17 protein-coding genes and 3 tRNA genes are annotated in these 15,895 nt (G+C 63.8%); 11 read left to right on the plus strand and 9 right to left on the minus strand.

The window, feature by feature from the left end; all coding sequences use genetic code 11:
* Positions 1 to 30: 30 nt before the first annotated feature.
* The 8 genes from AC07SQ_RS26325 (at position 31) to AC07SQ_RS26360 (ending at position 10,372) form a co-directional block, all read left to right on the plus strand.
* Positions 31 to 864, plus strand: a complete 834-nt coding sequence (locus tag AC07SQ_RS26325; RefSeq protein WP_495271813.1) for a MetQ/NlpA family ABC transporter substrate-binding protein — start codon at positions 31 to 33, stop codon at positions 862 to 864.
* A 126-nt stretch (positions 865 to 990) separates the two neighbouring features.
* Positions 991 to 2,095, plus strand: a protein-coding gene (gene prfB / locus AC07SQ_RS26330) for a peptide chain release factor 2 (protein ID WP_095950518.1) whose coding sequence is annotated in 2 segments (ribosomal slippage) — positions 991 to 1,071 and positions 1,073 to 2,095 — 1,104 coding nt in all. Because the reading frame shifts where the segments join, the coding sequence is not laid out codon by codon here.
* 3 nt (positions 2,096 to 2,098) lie between these two features.
* Positions 2,099 to 2,788, plus strand: coding sequence for an HAD family hydrolase (locus AC07SQ_RS26335; RefSeq protein ID WP_070062371.1), 690 nt, complete (start codon positions 2,099 to 2,101; stop codon positions 2,786 to 2,788).
* Positions 2,772 to 5,471 carry an aminopeptidase N gene (pepN, locus tag AC07SQ_RS26340; RefSeq protein WP_062473310.1) on the plus strand — a complete coding sequence of 900 codons (2,700 nt, stop codon included), beginning with the start codon at positions 2,772 to 2,774 and terminating at the stop codon, positions 5,469 to 5,471. Before AC07SQ_RS26335 ends, pepN begins: the two co-directional genes overlap by 17 nt.
* Positions 5,472 to 5,494: 23 nt before the next feature.
* Positions 5,495 to 6,508, plus strand: coding sequence for a class 1 fructose-bisphosphatase (locus tag AC07SQ_RS26345; RefSeq protein WP_056571748.1), 1,014 nt, complete (start codon positions 5,495 to 5,497; stop codon positions 6,506 to 6,508).
* Between the two features lie 25 nt (positions 6,509 to 6,533).
* Positions 6,534 to 6,609 (plus strand) — tRNA-Thr (locus AC07SQ_RS26350).
* Between the two features lie 305 nt (positions 6,610 to 6,914).
* The gene (locus AC07SQ_RS26355) at positions 6,915 to 8,939 is read left to right on the plus strand and encodes a type I restriction-modification system subunit M (protein WP_495271814.1); all 2,025 of its coding nucleotides are present in this window, start codon (positions 6,915 to 6,917) and stop codon (positions 8,937 to 8,939) included.
* A gap of 32 nt (positions 8,940 to 8,971) precedes the next feature.
* Positions 8,972 to 10,372 (plus strand): restriction endonuclease subunit S domain-containing protein, encoded by a 1,401-nt coding sequence (locus AC07SQ_RS26360; RefSeq protein ID WP_495271815.1) that lies wholly within the window; start codon positions 8,972 to 8,974, stop codon positions 10,370 to 10,372.
* Positions 10,373 to 10,565: 193 nt separating this feature from the next.
* Here the strand turns inward: AC07SQ_RS26360 and AC07SQ_RS26365 are convergent, their stop codons facing one another.
* Complete coding sequence (locus AC07SQ_RS26365) at positions 10,566 to 10,838, minus strand: hypothetical protein (RefSeq protein ID WP_495271816.1); 273 nt, start codon at positions 10,836 to 10,838, stop codon at positions 10,566 to 10,568.
* 260 nt (positions 10,839 to 11,098) lie between these two features.
* A complete protein-coding gene (locus AC07SQ_RS26370) occupies positions 11,099 to 11,512 on the minus strand; it encodes a hypothetical protein (RefSeq protein ID WP_487848916.1) in 414 nt (137 codons plus the stop codon).
* Between the two features lie 109 nt (positions 11,513 to 11,621).
* On the opposite strand from AC07SQ_RS26370, the gene AC07SQ_RS26375 reads away from it, so the two are divergent.
* Positions 11,622 to 11,798 carry a hypothetical protein gene (locus AC07SQ_RS26375; RefSeq protein WP_157627325.1) on the plus strand — a complete coding sequence of 59 codons (177 nt, stop codon included), beginning with the start codon at positions 11,622 to 11,624 and terminating at the stop codon, positions 11,796 to 11,798.
* 128 nt (positions 11,799 to 11,926) lie between these two features.
* Here the strand turns inward: AC07SQ_RS26375 and AC07SQ_RS26380 are convergent, their stop codons facing one another.
* The 4 genes from AC07SQ_RS26380 to AC07SQ_RS26395 form a co-directional block, all read right to left on the minus strand.
* A complete protein-coding gene (locus AC07SQ_RS26380; RefSeq protein ID WP_062473294.1) occupies positions 11,927 to 12,490 on the minus strand; it encodes an HNH endonuclease in 564 nt (187 codons plus the stop codon).
* A 43-nt stretch (positions 12,491 to 12,533) separates the two neighbouring features.
* Positions 12,534 to 12,607: transfer RNA gene (locus AC07SQ_RS26385), tRNA-His, on the minus strand.
* A 35-nt stretch (positions 12,608 to 12,642) separates the two neighbouring features.
* Positions 12,643 to 12,855 (minus strand): short-chain dehydrogenase, encoded by a 213-nt coding sequence (locus AC07SQ_RS26390; protein ID WP_495271817.1) that lies wholly within the window; start codon positions 12,853 to 12,855, stop codon positions 12,643 to 12,645.
* 141 nt (positions 12,856 to 12,996) lie between these two features.
* Positions 12,997 to 13,073: transfer RNA gene (locus AC07SQ_RS26395), tRNA-Pro, on the minus strand.
* 284 nt (positions 13,074 to 13,357) lie between these two features.
* Between AC07SQ_RS26395 and AC07SQ_RS26400 the strand changes: the two genes are divergently transcribed.
* Complete coding sequence (locus AC07SQ_RS26400) at positions 13,358 to 13,687, plus strand: hypothetical protein (RefSeq protein WP_495271818.1); 330 nt, start codon at positions 13,358 to 13,360, stop codon at positions 13,685 to 13,687.
* Between the two features lie 3 nt (positions 13,688 to 13,690).
* Entirely contained in the window at positions 13,691 to 14,107 is a 417-nt protein-coding gene (locus AC07SQ_RS26405; protein WP_495271819.1) for a hypothetical protein, read from the plus strand.
* A 14-nt stretch (positions 14,108 to 14,121) separates the two neighbouring features.
* On the opposite strand, the gene AC07SQ_RS26410 is transcribed toward AC07SQ_RS26405, so the two are convergent.
* Genes AC07SQ_RS26410 through AC07SQ_RS26420 form a run of 3 tightly spaced genes read right to left on the minus strand, consistent with a single transcriptional unit; the run spans position 14,122 to position 15,892 of the window.
* Positions 14,122 to 14,589: an acyl-CoA thioesterase gene (locus AC07SQ_RS26410; RefSeq protein ID WP_495271820.1), complete on the minus strand. Its 468-nt coding sequence runs from the start codon at positions 14,587 to 14,589 to the stop codon at positions 14,122 to 14,124.
* Complete coding sequence (locus AC07SQ_RS26415) at positions 14,586 to 15,119, minus strand: MarR family winged helix-turn-helix transcriptional regulator (protein WP_062473285.1); 534 nt, start codon at positions 15,117 to 15,119, stop codon at positions 14,586 to 14,588. The genes AC07SQ_RS26410 and AC07SQ_RS26415 overlap by 4 nt, the downstream gene beginning before the upstream one ends.
* On the minus strand, positions 15,116 to 15,892 hold the full coding sequence (locus AC07SQ_RS26420) for an SDR family NAD(P)-dependent oxidoreductase (RefSeq protein ID WP_139702005.1): 777 nt from the start codon (positions 15,890 to 15,892) through the stop codon (positions 15,116 to 15,118). Before AC07SQ_RS26420 ends, AC07SQ_RS26415 begins: the two co-directional genes overlap by 4 nt.
* Between the last annotated feature and the right edge of the window lie 3 nt (positions 15,893 to 15,895).

Genomic DNA, 15,895 nt, shown 5'->3' on the forward strand with positions numbered 1-15,895 from the left:
GCGCCTTCATTTCTTCGATTTCGCGCCACCATGCATTCCACTTTCCGCCGCCGCGGCCTCACGCTCGCCACCCTCGCCACCCTCGCCACCCTCGTCACCGCCCTTTTCGCTGGCGGCACCGCCTTTGCGCAGGACAACAAGAACACCGTCAAGGTCGGCATTTCCGTCGGCAGCGCCGAGCAGGTGTTCGAGGTGGTCAAGAAGGTGGCCGCCAAGGACGGCCTGACCGTCCAGGTCGTGGTGTTCAACGACTACCAGCTGCCCAACGCGGCGCTGGCCGCTGGCGACCTCGACGCCAACGCCTTCCAGCACCAGCCCTTCCTGGACAACCAGATCAAGGCGCGCGGCTTCGACCTCGTGCCCGTGGGCCTGACCATCACCGCGCCGCTGGGCTTCTACTCGCGCAAGATCAAGTCGATCGACCAGCTGGCCGACGGCGCCTCGGTCGGCATCCAGAACGACCCCTCGAACGGCAACCGCGCCCTGCTGCTGCTGCAACAGGCCAAGCTCATCACCCTCAAGCCCGAGGCCGTGAAGAACAACAACGCCACGCCGCTGGACGTGGTGACCAACCCCAAGAAGCTCAAGCTGGTGTCGCTGGACGCCGCCCAGCTGCCGCGCTCGCTCGACGACCTGGCCATTTCGGCCATCAACAACGACTACGCCGAGAAGGCCGGCCTGTCGTTCGGCAAGGACGCCGTCATCAAGGAATCGGCCCAGAGCCCCTACGCCAACCTGATCGCCGTGCGCCGCGCCGACAAGGACAAGCCCTGGGCCAAGCGCCTCGTGGCGGCCTACCAGTCGCCGGAGGTGCGCAGCTTCATCGAGACGCAGTTCAAGGGGTCGTTGATTCCGGCGTTCTGATTTCGGTCCCCGCGCCTTCCCCCCGAGAGGGAAGGCGCAATACAGGGGCGCTGCCTGGCGGGTTGGCGGACCGTGAGAAAATGACGGGTTCCCCCGAACACCAACCTCACACAGTCAGGACACCCCATGGACGCAGAACAGATCAACCAAATCGGCGCAATGCTCGCGGACCTGAGCGTCCGTACGGTCGATTTACGGAGGTATCTTTGACTACGATGCCAAAGCTGAACGACTGAGGACAGTCAACGCGTCGCTCGAAGACCCGAACGTCTGGAACGACCCCAAGAAGGCCCAGGAACTGGGCAAGGAAAAGAAGTCGCTCGACGACGTGGTCGTCACGCTCGACCGGCTCACCAACGGGCTGTCGGACAACACCGAGCTCTTCGAAATGTCGAAGGAAGACGGCGACCTCGATGGCCTGCAGGCCATTGCCGATGACGCCGCCACGCTCGAAGCCGACATCAAGCAGCTCGAATTCCGCCGGATGTTCAACAACCCGGCCGACCCGCTGAACGCCTTCGTCGACATCCAGGCCGGCGCCGGTGGCACCGAGGCCTGCGACTGGGCCAGCATGCTGCTGCGCCAGTACCTGAAGTACGCCGAGCGCAAGGGCTTCAAGACGCAGATCGAAGACGAAACGCCCGGCGACACCGCCGGCATCAAGGGCGCGACCATCAAGGTCGAGGGCGACTACGCCTTCGGCCTGCTGCGCACCGAGACCGGCGTGCACCGCCTGGTGCGCAAGTCGCCGTTCGACTCGTCGGGCGGGCGCCACACCAGCTTCGCCTCGATCTTCGTGTACCCCGAGATCGACGACTCGATCGAGATCGAGATCAACCCTTCGGACGTGCGCACCGACACCTTCCGCGCCTCGGGCGCCGGCGGCCAGCACATCAACAAGACCGACTCGGCCGTGCGCCTGACGCACATCCCGACCGGCATCGTCGTGCAGTGCCAGGACGGCCGCAGCCAGCACAGCAACCGCGACGTGGCGTGGAAGCGCCTGCGTTCGCGCCTGTACGACCACGAGATGCGCAAGCGCCAGGAAGAGCAGCAAAAGCTCGAGGACAGCAAGACCGACGTGGGCTGGGGCCACCAGATCCGCAGCTACGTGCTGGACAACAGCCGCATCAAGGACCTGCGCACCAACGTCGAAGTCTCGGCCACGCAGAAGGTGCTCGACGGCGACCTCGACGTGTTCATCGAAGCCTCGCTCAAGCAAGGCGTCTGACCGATGAGCCTGAACACCGGCAGGGTCGAAGCCCTGATCTTCGACATGGACGGCACCATGATCGACTCCATGCCCTGGCATGCGCGCTCGTGGGTGACCTTCGCGCAGCGCCACGGCGTGCAGCTCGACGTGAGCGAGATCCTCGCGCGCACCACGGGCCGCACCGGCACCGAGAGCATGCGCGAGCTGTTCGAACGCGAGCTCTCCGATGCCGAGTGCCAGGCCATGGTGCACGAGAAGGAAGAGATCTACCGCGAGCTCTTTCACGACAACTTCACCGAAGTGGCGGGCTTCACCGCCTTCGCCAAGGCCGCGGTGGCACGCGGCCTGAAGGTGGCGGTGGGCACGGCCGGCGACAGGCACAACATCGCGTTCGCCATGTCGCGCCTGAAGATGGACCCGCTGCCGCTGGCCATCGTCGGCGGCGACGAAGGCTTTTCGGGCAAGCCCACGCCCGCGATCTTCCTGGAAGCCGCGCGCCGCATCGGCGTGGCGCCCGAGCGCTGCATCGTCTTCGAAGACGCGCCCTTCGGCATCGAAGCCGCCCGCCGCGGCGGCATGCGCGCCGTGGCCGTGTGCAGCACCCATACGGCCGCCGAGCTGGCCGGCCCCCACGTGATCGCCGCCGTTCGCGACTACAACGAACTGGCCCATTCGAATTTTCTGGAGACCCTCGATGCTGCTTCAGCGTGACGCCCAAGGGCAACCCATTGCCATCCGCCGCGAAGACTATGCCGCGCCGGCGTTCTGGATCGACACCGTCGACCTGACCTTCGACCTCGACCCCGCCAAGACCCGCGTGCTCAACCGCATGCAGCTGCGCCGCAACCCCGAGGTGCCGGCCCAGCCGCTGCGCCTGGACGGCGACGAGCTCAACCTGGCGCGCGTGCTCGTGAACGGCCAGGGCGCCTCGTTCCGCATGGAAGGCGACCAGCTCGTCATCGACGGATTGCCCGACGCCTTCGAGCTCGAACTCTTCACCACCTGCTGCCCCATCAAGAACACCAAGCTGATGGGCCTGTTCGTGAGCGAAGACACCTTCTTCACGCAGTGCGAGGCCGAGGGCTTCCGCCGCATCACTTACTTCCTCGACCGTCCCGACGTGATGGCGATGTACACCGTCACGCTGCGCGCCAGCAAGGCCGCCTACCCGGTGCTGCTGTCGAACGGCAACCTCGTCGACCAGGGCGAGCTGCCCGAGGGCCGTCACTTCGCCAAGTGGGTCGACCCCTTCAAGAAACCCAGCTACCTGTTCGCCCTGGTGGCGGGCAAGCTCGTGGCGCGCGAGCAGCGCATCAAGGCACGCAGCGGCAAGGAACATCTGCTGCAGGTGTACGTGCGCGCCGGCGACCTCGACAAGACCGAGCACGCCATGAACTCGCTGGTCAACTCCGTGCTGTGGGACGAAGCCCGCTTCGGCCTGCCGCTGGACCTGGACCGCTTCATGATCGTGGCGACCAGCGACTTCAACATGGGCGCCATGGAGAACAAGGGCCTGAACATCTTCAACACGAAGTACGTTCTGGCCAACCAGGCCACCGCCACCGACGCCGACTACAGCAACATCGAAAGCGTGGTCGGCCACGAGTACTTCCACAACTGGAGCGGCGACCGCGTGACCTGCCGCGACTGGTTCCAGCTGTCGCTGAAAGAAGGCCTCACCGTCTTCCGCGACCAGGAGTTCAGCCAGGATCTGTGCGCCGACGCCTCGGCCCGCGCCGTGAAGCGCATCGAAGACGTGCGCGTGCTGCGCACCGCACAATTCCCCGAAGACGCCGGCCCCATGGCCCACCCGGTGCGGCCCGACAGCTACATCGAGATCAGCAACTTCTACACCGTCACCATCTACGAAAAGGGTGCCGAAGTCGTTCGCATGATGCAGACGCTGGTCGGCCGCAAGGGTTTCGAAAAGGGCATCACCCTCTACTTCGAGCGCCACGATGGCCAGGCCGTGACCTGCGACGACTTCGCCCAGGCCATTGCCGACGCCAACCCCGACTCCGAACTGGCCCGCCTGCTGCCCCAGTTCAAGCGCTGGTACAGCCAGGCCGGCACGCCCCGCCTGGCCGCGCACGGCGTGTACGACGCGCAGAACCGCAGCTACACCCTGAGCGTGGTGCAAAGCTGCCCGCCCACGCCGGGCCAGCAGACAAAAGAACCCTTCGTCATTCCGCTGAACATCGGCCTGCTCGACGCCGCCACCGGCCGCGAGCTGCCCATGCAGCTCGAGGGCGAAAGCGACGTCGCACGCGGCACCCGCACCATCGTGCTGTCGCGCGCCGGCGAGCAGATCACCTTCGTGGGCCTGGACGCCGAGCCCGTGCCGTCCATCTTGCGCGGCTTCAGCGCGCCGGTGATCCTCGACTTTGCGTACACCGACGCCCAGCTGCTCACCCTGCTGGCCAACGACCCCGATCCGTTCAACCGCTGGGAAGCCGGCCAGCGCCTGGGCCTGCGCGCCGCGCTGCAAGCCATTGCCGCGCACGCCACCGACACCACGCCGGTGCTGAACGACGCCTACCTCGACGCCATGCGCGGCGTGCTGCGCCACCCGCAACTCGACGCCGCCTTCAAGGAACTGGTGCTCACGCTGCCGTCGGAAACCTACATTGCCGAGCAGCTCGACGTGGTCGATCCGCAACGCGTGCACCTCGTGCGCGAAGCCATGCGCGCCCAGCTCGCCACCGCCCTCTTCGCCGACTGGGAACAGGCCTACGAAGACAACAAGGACACCGGAGCCTACACGCCCGACCCGACCTCGTCGGGCCGCCGCGCGCTGGCCGGCATGGCGCTCAACTTCCTGTGCCTGGCGGCGCGCGCCTCGGGCGACACCGTGTGGCCCGGCAAGACCCTGCAGCGCTTCAAGGACGCGGGCAACATGACCGACCGCTTCAACGCGCTCAACGCGCTCGTGTCGTCGGGCCACACCCTGGCGGCGCAGGCGCTTGCGCGCTTCCACGCCATGTTCAAGGACGAGGCGCTGGTCATCGACAAGTGGTTCTCGCTGCAGGCCGGCGCCAGCGACCGCGGCGGCGACATCCTGCCGCTGGTGAAGCAGCTCATGAAGCACCCCGACTTCTCGCTGAAGAACCCCAACCGCGCGCGCAGCGTGATCTTCAGCTACTGCAGCGGCAATCCCGGCGCCTTCCACCGCGCCGACGCCGCCGGCTACGTGTTCTGGAGCGAGCGCGTGATCGAGCTCGACGCCATCAACCCCCAGGTGGCCGCCCGCCTCGCGCGCGCGCTCGACCGCTGGAGCAAGCTGGCCGAGCCCTACCGCAGCGCCGCACGCGAAGCGATTGCCCGCGTGGCCGCCAAGCCCGACCTGAGCAAGGACACCCACGAAGTCGTGACGCGCGCCCTCGCCGGAAACTGAACCCACTGAACCCCACAAGATCCATGGCTCAACAAAAAATCTCCTTCACCCGCTACCTCGTCGAGCAGCAACGCGCCGACGGCCTCATTCCCGGCCAGCTGCGCCTGTTGCTCGAAGTGGTCGCCCGCGCCTGCAAGAGCATCAGCCAGGCCGTCAACAAGGGCGCGCTGGGTGGCGTGCTCGGCACCGCCGAGAGCGAGAACGTGCAGGGCGAAATCCAGAAGAAGCTGGACATCATCGCCAACGAAGTGCTCATTGAAGCCAACGAGTGGGGCGGCCACCTCGCGGCCATGGCCAGCGAAGAGATGGAAACCATCCACGTGGTGCCCAACCGCTACCCGCAGGGCGAATACCTGCTCATGTTCGACCCGCTCGACGGCAGCAGCAACATCGACGTCAACGTGAGCATCGGCACCATCTTCAGCGTGCTGAAGAAGCCCGACGACACCCCCGGTGTGCAGGAAGCCGACTTTCTGCAGCCTGGCACCCAGCAGGTGGCTGCCGGCTACTGCATCTACGGCCCGCAGACCACCCTGGTGCTCACCGTGGGCAACGGCGTGGCCATGTTCACGCTCGACCGCGAACAAGGCAGCTTCGTGCTCACGCAGGAAGACATTCAGATTCCGGCCGACACCAAGGAATTTGCCATCAACATGAGCAACATGCGCCACTGGGACGAGCCCGTGAAGCGCTACATCGACGAATGCCTGGCCGGCAAGGAAGGCCCGCGCGGCAAGGACTTCAACATGCGCTGGATTGCCAGCATGGTGGCCGACGTGCACCGCATCCTCATGCGCGGCGGCGTGTTCATGTACCCGTGGGACAAGCGCGAGCCCGAAAAGGCCGGCAAGCTGCGCCTGATGTACGAGGCCAACCCCATGAGCTGGCTCGTCGAGCAGGCCGGCGGCGCCGCCACCAACGGCAAGCAGCGCATCCTCGACCTGAAGCCCACCAAACTGCACGAGCGCGTGAGCGTGATGTTGGGTTCGCGTCACGAAGTCGAGCGTTTGACGCAGTACCACGCCGAGAAGCCTTGATTTCTTGGCTATAATCTGAGGCTTCGCCGGTGTAGCTCAGTCGGTAGAGCAGCTCATTCGTAATGAGAAGGTCGGGTGTTCGATTCATCTCTCCGGCACCAATATAGAAAAGCCCCTTTGCTATTAAATAGATAGCAAAGGGGCTTTTTTCTTTTTCGGCGCTACGTGGCACTACTCCTATCCAAAAAAGATCGCTCATCGACTTTTTTGCTACTGCAGCTCCATCGACAGACTGACAGGTAGCATCGAGCGATGTGAGTGCGTCCCGCTAAGTTGAAGTTCAACCGCTTGTCGATCCAACAACCGATACCGCTTTCGGTTCAAGAACGAGCGCGACTGCGCGCCCAAGACCAGGCAAATAGATCAAATTGCCTGCCAATTTCAAAACAAGAAATAAGAGTACTGAATGAGAAAGACCACCGCTGAGTTCAGCGAATTTGTTCTCTTTTCCGAAGAGGAAGTCCGCGCGCTCGACGCCCGTGCAGTGATGCGAGAGATCCGAGGAAAACAGGTGCCCTATGTGGCCTGCCTTGTCCGCGACAAGGAAGTGCAACTCAAGCCAGAAGAAAGGACCCGTCAACTCTGGCTCGCCCGCCTGATCGACAAACTCGGCTATGCCCAGTCCCGCATCGCAATCGAGTACCCGATCACCTTCGGACGCGACAGTTCCAAGCGAGCCGACATCGTCGTGTTTGACGCCGACCGCCCAACGGTGCCTTACATCATCGTCGAGGTGAAGCAGGCTAAATACAAAGACGGCAAGGAACAGCTTCGGTCCTACGCCCACGCCACCGGCGCACCCCTCGCAGTTTGGAGTGACGGCATTCTGGCCGAAGTCTGGCACCGCAAGAACCCCAACTACTTCATGCCGATCCACGAGCTGCCGCGAGCGGATCAGACCATTGAGCAGGTTGTCGATCAACCTTGGACCATCCAGACCCTAATCAGCCTTGAAGACGAACGGGTGAAAGAGGGCAAGTTTGCCCGGTCGCTACGCGACCTGATCGAAGATATGGAAGACGAAGTTCTGGCCAATGCTGGAGTGGATGTCTTCGAGGAAGTCTTCAAACTCATTTTCACCAAGCTCTATGACGAGATGACCTCGCACCGGTTGGGGAGCTCGCTGCGGTTCCGCAACCAGAACACCGCTGCCCAGCTCAAGGTGGCGATCCAGAATCTCTTCGACGACGCCAAGAGGAAATGGCCAGGGGTCTTTCTCGAAGATGAACGCATCCGCTTGTCGCCGGACCACTTGCAAGTTTGTGTCGGTTCGCTAGAAGAATGGAAGCTATTCAATTCCAATCTCGACATTATTGACGACGCTTTTGAATATCTAGTGTCCAAGTCTTCAAAGGGAGAGAAGGGCCAGTATTTCACGCCCCGCTGGGTGATCGATATGTGCGTCAAGATGCTGAATCCAAAGGACGGCGACACGGTGATCGACACCGCCTGCGGCTCAGCGGGCTTCACCGTTCACAGCATGTTTCACGTCTGGCGGCAGATCATGCGGGCCATGGGTCGCGAGGAAAGCCATCTCTTCACCATGGAGGCTAAGCCTCCGCGCTGCATCGACTATGTGCGCGACAACGTGTTCGCTATCGACTTCGACGAGAAAAGCGTCCGCGTCTCGCGCTGCCTGAACCTGATTGCGGGCGATGGGGAAACCAACGTCTTACACCTGAACACCCTCGACTGGACCAAGTGGGACGAGACGGTGAAACAGGACGAGTGGCAAGACACCTATGGCGACGGATGGCGGCGACTACGCAAGCTACGCGCGAACCCTCGCCAAACCGATTACCGCAGCTTTGGCTTCGATGTGCTGATGGCCAACCCGCCTTTCGCGGGCGACATCAAGCAATCCGACATGCTGTCGCCCTATGACCTTGCCCACAAGAAGGACGGCAAACTGGAACGAGCGGTTGCTCGTGACCTATTGTTCATCGAACGCAATCTCGATTTCCTTAAACCCGGCGGACGGATGGCGGTTGTCTTGCCGCAGGGACGCTTCAACAACTCCTCTGACCAGAGGCTCCGCGAGTTCATCATGGAGCGCGGCCGCATCCTCGCAGTGGTCGGTCTGCACCCGAACACCTTTAAGCCGCACACCGGCACAAAGACAAGCGTCCTGTTTTTTCAGAAGTGGAATGACGATTCCGCGAAGGGACCGCTCTGCCCGAAGGTCGCGGACTACGACATCTTCTTTGCCACGCAGCAGGTGGAAAGCGTCGACAACTCGGGGCGCAAGGTCTATCGCAAGGAGCAGGACGACACGTTCATGCGCGACACCCACGGCCACTTCGTCGTAGCGCATGACCTTTTTAACCACGATGGGCTTACCCAGGATGGGGTCGCGGAAGCTTTCGAGGAATTCGCCCGCAAAGAGGGTCTCAGTTTTTTTCGGGACGCCCCTTCGACCAAGACCGCCTGAGCGGTCTGTTGGAGGGGCTTGAGGTCTCGATCTTGCGCCAATCGCAGGTCTTAGCGGACAACCGCGACAAGCGACTAGATAGTCAGTACTTTCGGCGCGCGGCTTTGGCTGCGGACCAACTTATTCTTCGGCACAACCCCGAGCCTGTCTCAGCCCTTTCATCGGAGGTCAGGAGCTTCGGCGCTTATGCGCTCACCAACGAATTCGAGTACCAGGAAGAAGGAATTCCATTTCTGCGAGGAACGAACTACTCCGGCGATTTCATCAGTTTTTCAGATGTATTACGCATATCGGACGAAGCGCATCGCCTTTTACACAAGTCCGAAGTTCTTCCTGGCATGGTCCTGCTATCGATGTCCGGTAGCGTGGGCAGCGTCGCTGTCGCACTCGAAAGCTGGCCCTACCCAATCAACTCAAACCAAGACATCGCCAAGATCATTCCAGCCGGAGTGTCGCCCTACTACCTAGCAGCATATCTATCGTCTCGATATGGCCAAATTCAGATTGATAGGCTGCCCGTAGGCAGCGTGCAGCAGCATGTCTTCCTTTGGATGATCGAGCGACTAAAGATTCCTAGGTTTTCTAGGCGTCTTGAAGCGCTAGTTTCTGCAATCGCCAAAAAAGCATACCTCCAGCATGAGGCCGCCTTTGACGCAGTGAACGCTGCAGAAAGTAGGCTTGTTTCAGCTCTCGGTCTTGCTGACTGGACGCCGCCCGAACCGCTCTCCTACATCGCCCAAGCGGCCGATGTCTTCGCTTCGGGGCGGATCGACGCACAGTATTTCATGCCCGCAAAGGAGCAGGTGCGGCAGTCCTTGGGGGCACTGCCCGGTCAACTTTTGTCAGATCGGGTAGACAGCGTCCGCGACCAGTGGATGCCCGACCGGGCATCGCCGACGATGCAGGTCCGCAACTATGACGTAACCGCTGCGTTGGTGCCGCTGCTGGACGCCGAGAAGGAGCCCAGTTTCGCGGCCGACATTGGCAGCATGAAAAAGGTGCTTAAGGATGGCGACGTGGCGATCTCCCGCCTTCGCGCCTATTTGAAAGAAGTCGCGGTGGTGCGCTCCGGTGATGAAATTCCGTCGGTCGGGTCGTCGGAATTTATCGTGCTGCGACCCAAGGGCAAGGCGATCTCACCTGAAACACTAATGGTCTTTCTACGTTCTGCCCCGGTGCAAACCATCCTGAAATGGTGTCAGGACGGATCGCAGCACCCGCGGTTCAGCGAAAGCGACCTGCTGTCGATCCCCGTTCCCGATGCGGTGGCGCAAATCTCGGCTGAGATCACGAAGATCGTCCAAGACGGCTTCGCCGCTCGTCAGCGCGCCCGAAAGTTGCTGGAGGCGGCCAAGGAGGCTGTGGAGATTGCAATTGAAGACGGGGAACCGGCAGCGATCGCCCACCTCGAGCAAACAGAGGGCACGATCTGATGACTCTGCCGAAATGGGGCAGGCGTGTCGATGAATAGCGGCGAGTGCAAAGGCTTCATGACCATTGAAAGTCCAGCACATGAAGAAGCTCAAGCGCGAGGTCACTTACCACAGCGCATGAAAGGTGCTACGTCTACTGCAATGCCGAAGAGAGCGCGAACTACTTCCGCACGGTTGTCGTCCCCCGCCGCGCTCACGTAGGCGCCGACGCGTCCGCTGCGTTGATCCGTCTCAGCAGTTGCTGCGCAAGCTCTGCGACCTCGCCAGCCAGGTCTGATGCGATCCACATCACGTGGTCTCGGTGCACGGCACCGATCGCGTCGAACCATTCACTGCAGTCTCCGTAGCAACAGCTCAACAGCGATTGCAGCTGGGACGACTTCTTCTCGAGAAGGTCGGCCGCGTCGGGGCAGGTTGCCCTGAGGGAATCGGGCGTGGTTTGCCCGGCGATAATTTGATCAGCCATCTGATGTGCGCTCCTGCAAGGTAATGCACGTTGGTTGGTTAGACGGTCAGGGTGTTAGCGCACCCTGGCCGTCGCCTTTTGTGCCTCACATCGACATCGCTGCGGTGTGCATCGATGTCCCGCCGTGAGGCGCGGCGGTCGTTCAAATGTAGGGAGAGAAGCGCGTCAGCGGAAGCCTCTCACGGTGAACAAATGAGGACTCGCGTCGACTTGTAGTGACGCACGCGAAGGCAATCGCGCTGCGAGCCGCCCAGCCGGCCTCAACCCGCACCCGCCTCCCACGCCTCCACCCGCCGCACCAACGCATCCCGCCGCGCCACCACCTCCGCCAGCAGGTACTGCCGCGCCTGCTCTTGCGCCACGTCGCTCGACAGAAACCACTGCTCGCGCTCGGCGCTGCCTTGCGGTGGCGGGGTGCCCCACCCTGCTTCGCCGTTGGCGCCTCTGAACGCTTCGGTCATGGGCAGGCGGCCGTCGGTCTTGCCGATGCTCGACAGCGCATCGGGCGGGCCGTCGAGGGCGATGCGCACGTGCACGACGCTCTCGCCTTCGGTGCGGATCGATGCGCCCAGGCCGCCCTCGCGATGCACGCGCCACAGCTCGGCCGCGGAGGCGTTGCGGACCCAGCTCTCCAGGGCGCGGACCAGGCTCTCGAGAATGATTTGTTGGTTCATGAGGAATATTTCACACGTTTCTGTCTGGTGTCGGCAAGCGGCCACGGTGCGATGGGGCCAAAAAGCCGTTGTAACTTCTTGCCTTGGCGCCTGCGCTATATTTCTTGGCATGGAAAAGGCATCCGACATAGGCAAACCCACGGTTCCGATCGATCTGATCGGGCCGGAACATTGGGTCCGTTCACGGCGCGGCCCTCGCCGTACGACGAAGGTGCTCTTCATCTTGCTCGGCGGGCTCGCAGCAGCCACAGCAGTGGCTTACAGCTTCTTCGGCGCGGGGCGCTGAACACAACAAGCCACTCGCGCCTTTATTCACTCACACACGCATCGCTCGCGCACCGCGAGCCGCACAAGGCAAAGCCCGCTGTCCGTTGATCCAACGGGCAGCGGGCTTTTCTCTTTGTGCGCGTGGCGCTACTGCAGTCGCGAGCCGCGCGGCAGGCGCTTGGCCAGCCACTCGTGCACGTCGGCGCGGATGTTGCGGCCTTCGAGCAGGAAGTTCTCGAAGCGGCTCGGCACGTACGGCAGGTAGACCAGCGGCATGCCCGCTTCTTCGGGCGTGCGCGCGGCCTTGCGGTTGTTGCAGACGGCGCAGGCGCTGACGAGGTTGGTCCAGCTCCACGGGCCGCCGCGCGACTCGGGCATGACGTGTTCGCACTGCAGGTCGCGGTCGGCGAACACCTGTGCGCAGTAGGCGCAGGTGTGGCGGTCGCGACGCAGCAGCTTGGCCTTGGTCACGCCGGGCACGACGTCGAAGAGGTTGATCTTCGACGCGCCGCGCAGCGCGATGATGGGCGCGACGTCGATGCGCGACTGCACACCGCGCGCCACGTTGAAGCCGCCGCGCAACGTGGCCAGCGGCAGCGCGCCGTCTTCCCAGGCCACGTTGCCCGTGGCGTAGTGCAACACCGCCTGCTCCAGCGAGATCCAGGCTTGCGGCGTGCCCTGAATATCGAGTTGCAGGACGTGTGAATGCATGACGAATCGCCTCCCTTCGCGGCGATGGCTTGTGGTGAACGGTTGGGGTGCACGAACGGAATCGAACCGTTGTCAGCGGGACCACAACCCGCGGCTCTGCCATTGAGCTACACGCACCATTGAAGAAACAGAAGACGAGCAGTGCTGAGCTGCTACCACTCGCCCGACGCGCGCACGCGCTGGTCGAGGTCGAGGCTGTCGAGCGGCGCCTCGCTGCCGCCCGGCAGTGCCGACGAGCGATCCGCCACGTAGCGTGTCCCGAGCCCCACGCCGAAGCGCTGGGCCAGCGACCACACCATGTGCCTGCGCGGCAGTGGTGCCGGGTGCACGGCGATCATCCGGATCGGTGTGTTGCGCTTGCGCATGAGGGCCTCCTTGGTGGGTGACGAAAAAAGAAAGTAATGACTTGAAAAAATGTCCGGTGACGGGTTCCGGCGCCGCCCTATCTTTGCGGCCGGTTTCCGCGGGCGGGCCACGCGTTGGCATGGCCCGGCTCCGCTCGGGTGTGGTCCGTGTGGCAGGAGTTGAACCTGCGACCCTCTGGTCCCAAACCAGATGCGCTACCAGGCTGCGCCACACACGGAAGAAAAACAAAAGAAGCCTGCCGCGCTTCCATTTCGGTTGTGTCCTCACGCGACGGGCCGCGCGCTGGGCGCGGCCCCGTCGAACGTCGCTGCACAGGAGTGATCAACTCATGCACATCCCGCCAGACCGTCGACGCGGCAATTTCTGGCGGTGGGGTGAAGGCACACCCGAAATGGAAAGCGGCAAAAACAAAAAGGCCCGGAACCTTGCGGTGTCCGGGCCTCTTTGCGAGAGAGCTTGAGAGATGCGCGCCTACGCGCGACCTCCACCCGGGGGCACCTGATGAGCCTCGAACTGACCACCCACGCGCAGACGGGCTGCGGCTTTGGCGGCGTACGCGGTGTTCAGGTGCGAAGACAACGGCAGGGGCGACGGCATGTCGAAACCATGGCAGAACCCGACGCGCACGAGCGGTCGGCCCGAAGCGGGTCGATGGCTGGTGAGGGTCAGTGCGGTGTTCACGATGGTTCCTGGTCAAAAATTGCCGCTGTCGGCTGTAAGGGGTTGGAAAAAAGGGACGGCTTGTGCCGTGAATTGGAGGCAACTGTAAAGAGTGTTTACGGCGACGTCAACAACCGGGACAATCTTTTCTTGTCTTGTTGTTGTTTTTGAACAGTGCCCCATACCACCGTCGCGCGCCGCCGCAATGCGCTTGTGCTGCATCGCCGCTTTCTCGAGGACGCCGTCGCGGCGGGCCTGCCCGCCAAGGGGCTCGACCAGGCGTTCGCGCGCAAGCTCGAAATCTCTCCGAGCATGTGGAGCCAGATCAAGAGTGCGCGGCCCATCGGCGACAAGCTCGCACGGCAGATCGAACGGCACTGCGACGTGGCCGCCGGTTGGCTCGACGCAGACAACACCCCGCTTTCAGAAGCACCGCCCGACGCGGCGGAAGAACGCTTCGTGGCGGCCGCGCGTGAGGCGTGGCGACAGGCCAATGCAAAAGGAAAGCGGGAACTCAGTGGCTGGCTGAAGAAGCACGCGCAGGAGAAGAAGGCGCTCGAGCCTGCCGACGGCCCTGCGCCGGCGCCCTAGCCTTGCTCAGGCCTTCAGGCCTTGCCAGCGGGCTCGGCAGCAGCCAACGCCGGCGCATCGCGCAGGATGGCCGCGCGCATGTCGTCGGGCACGGCGATGGCGCGGTGGGTGTCGAGCGAGGTCGTCACCAGCACCTGCCGCACCTGCATGCGCAGCTCGCCCGTGGTGGGCTCGAAGCAGCGCAACGCGAGCGTGATCGAGCGCGAACCCAGTTGCGCCACCGAGAGACCGAGCGTCACGCGGTCGCCCATGCGGCTCACGGCGCGAAAGTCGGCGTCGAGCTTCACGGTCGGCAGGCCGACGCGGCGTTCGCCGATCAGTGCGTGGTAGCCCACGCCGAGCCCCTCGCTCACCCAGTCTTCGACCAGGCCGTTGAGCATCACGAAGTACTGCGGATAGAAGACGATGCCCGCCGGGTCGCAGTCGGAAAAGCGGATCAGGCGCGGGCGCTGGAACTCCACGCCACCGCCCTCGCCGCTCATGCGCGGTCCTCGACCGCGCCGTCGCCTCGCATCACGTGCACGCGCAGCAGCCCGAGCTGGTTGTGCATCTGCTTGACGGTCTTCATGTCCAGGCCCGAGAACATCTCGAGGATCCACTGCTCGTGCTCGGTGGCCATGGCTTCGAAGGCGTTGCGGCCTTCGGGCGTGAGGCTCACGATCCAGGCGCGGCGGTCGTCGGGGCTAGGCGCGCGCGCCACCATGCCTTCGCGCTCGAGCTCGTCGGTCAGGCCGGTGACGTTGCCGCCGGTCACCATCAGGTAGCGCGAGAGCACGCGCATCTTCAGGCCGTCTTCGTAGCGGTACAGCTGCGCCATGTAGTCGAAGCGCGCCAGCGAGATGCCGAAGCGCTCGCGCAGCCGGCGCCGGATCTCGGCCTCGATCTGCGTGGTGCTCGCGAGCATGCGCAGCCACAGCTTGAGCATGGCGTGGTCTTCGTGGCCGGCGCGGGCTTCGTGGCCGAGTTCTTCGGCGTCGCTCAGCACGGCGTGGGAAGCATCGTTGCGACTCATGTGACTTCTCCTCCGGAAACGGAGATCGACTGGCCCGTGACCGACGCGGCGCCTTCGCCGCACAGCCAGCGCACGGCGTCGGCCACTTCGGCCGGCTGCACGATGCGCTTTTGCGGGTTCACGCTGGAGAACTCGGCCAGCGCATCGGCTTCGCTGCGGCCGGTCTTGCCGACCACGTTGGCGACGCTGTTGCGCAGGATGTCGGTGTCGGTGTAGCCCGGGCACACGGCGTTCACGGTGATGCCCTTGCGCGCCACTTCGAGCGCCAGCGCGCGCGTGAGGCCGATCACGCCGTGCTTGGCCGCGGTGTAGGCCGACACGTAGGCGTAGCCCTTCTGCCCCGCCGTGCTGGCGATGTTGACGATGCGGCCCCAGCCGGCGTCGAGCATGTCGGGCAGCGCGGCCTGCGCGCACAGGAAGCTGCCGGTGAGGTTGACCGACAGCATGCGTTGCCACAGCTCGACCGAGGTCTTCAGGAACGGCGCGCTCTCGGCGGCGCCCGCGTTGTTGACCAGCACGGTCACCGCCCCGCGTTCGGCCCGCGCCTGCGCGAAGGCCGACTGAACAGCCTCCGGGTCGGCCACGTCGGCCGCCACCACGCCGTGGCCGCTGCCCGCCAGGGTCTCGGCCACGCGCTGCAGGGCCTGCGCGTCGCGGCCCAGCAGGGTGAGCACAGCGCCCTGGGCGGCAAGGGTGCGGGCGATCTCTGCGCCGATGCCGCGAGCGGCGCCGGTGACGAGGGCATGACGGCCAGTGAGCGAATTTGTGTGCATACC

The sequence above is a fragment of the Variovorax sp. GW821-FHT06D12 genome (assembly GCF_059419205.1).

Bases quoted from the DNA above. Each gene is read 5' to 3' on its own strand.
- AC07SQ_RS26345 (WP_056571748.1), top strand. From the start codon at position 5,495: ATGGCTCAACAAAAAATCTCCTTCACCCGCTACCTCGTCGAGCAGCAA.
- AC07SQ_RS26410 (WP_495271820.1), bottom strand. From the start codon at position 14,589: ATGAGCGGCGAGGGCGGTGGCGTGGAGTTCCAGCGCCCGCGCCTGATC.
- pepN (WP_062473310.1), top strand. From the start codon at position 2,772: ATGCTGCTTCAGCGTGACGCCCAAGGGCAACCCATTGCCATCCGCCGC.
- AC07SQ_RS26375 (WP_157627325.1), top strand. From the start codon at position 11,622: ATGGAAAAGGCATCCGACATAGGCAAACCCACGGTTCCGATCGATCTG.
- AC07SQ_RS26335 (WP_070062371.1), top strand. From the start codon at position 2,099: ATGAGCCTGAACACCGGCAGGGTCGAAGCCCTGATCTTCGACATGGAC.
- AC07SQ_RS26380 (WP_062473294.1), bottom strand. From the start codon at position 12,490: ATGCATTCACACGTCCTGCAACTCGATATTCAGGGCACGCCGCAAGCC.
- AC07SQ_RS26325 (WP_495271813.1), top strand. From the start codon at position 31: ATGCATTCCACTTTCCGCCGCCGCGGCCTCACGCTCGCCACCCTCGCC.
- AC07SQ_RS26400 (WP_495271818.1), top strand. From the start codon at position 13,358: ATGAGCCTCGAACTGACCACCCACGCGCAGACGGGCTGCGGCTTTGGC.
- AC07SQ_RS26355 (WP_495271814.1), top strand. From the start codon at position 6,915: ATGAGAAAGACCACCGCTGAGTTCAGCGAATTTGTTCTCTTTTCCGAA.
- AC07SQ_RS26420 (WP_139702005.1), bottom strand. From the start codon at position 15,892: ATGCACACAAATTCGCTCACTGGCCGTCATGCCCTCGTCACCGGCGCC.
- AC07SQ_RS26415 (WP_062473285.1), bottom strand. From the start codon at position 15,119: ATGAGTCGCAACGATGCTTCCCACGCCGTGCTGAGCGACGCCGAAGAA.
- AC07SQ_RS26370 (WP_487848916.1), bottom strand. From the start codon at position 11,512: ATGAACCAACAAATCATTCTCGAGAGCCTGGTCCGCGCCCTGGAGAGC.
- AC07SQ_RS26365 (WP_495271816.1), bottom strand. From the start codon at position 10,838: ATGGCTGATCAAATTATCGCCGGGCAAACCACGCCCGATTCCCTCAGG.
- AC07SQ_RS26390 (WP_495271817.1), bottom strand. From the start codon at position 12,855: ATGCGCAAGCGCAACACACCGATCCGGATGATCGCCGTGCACCCGGCA.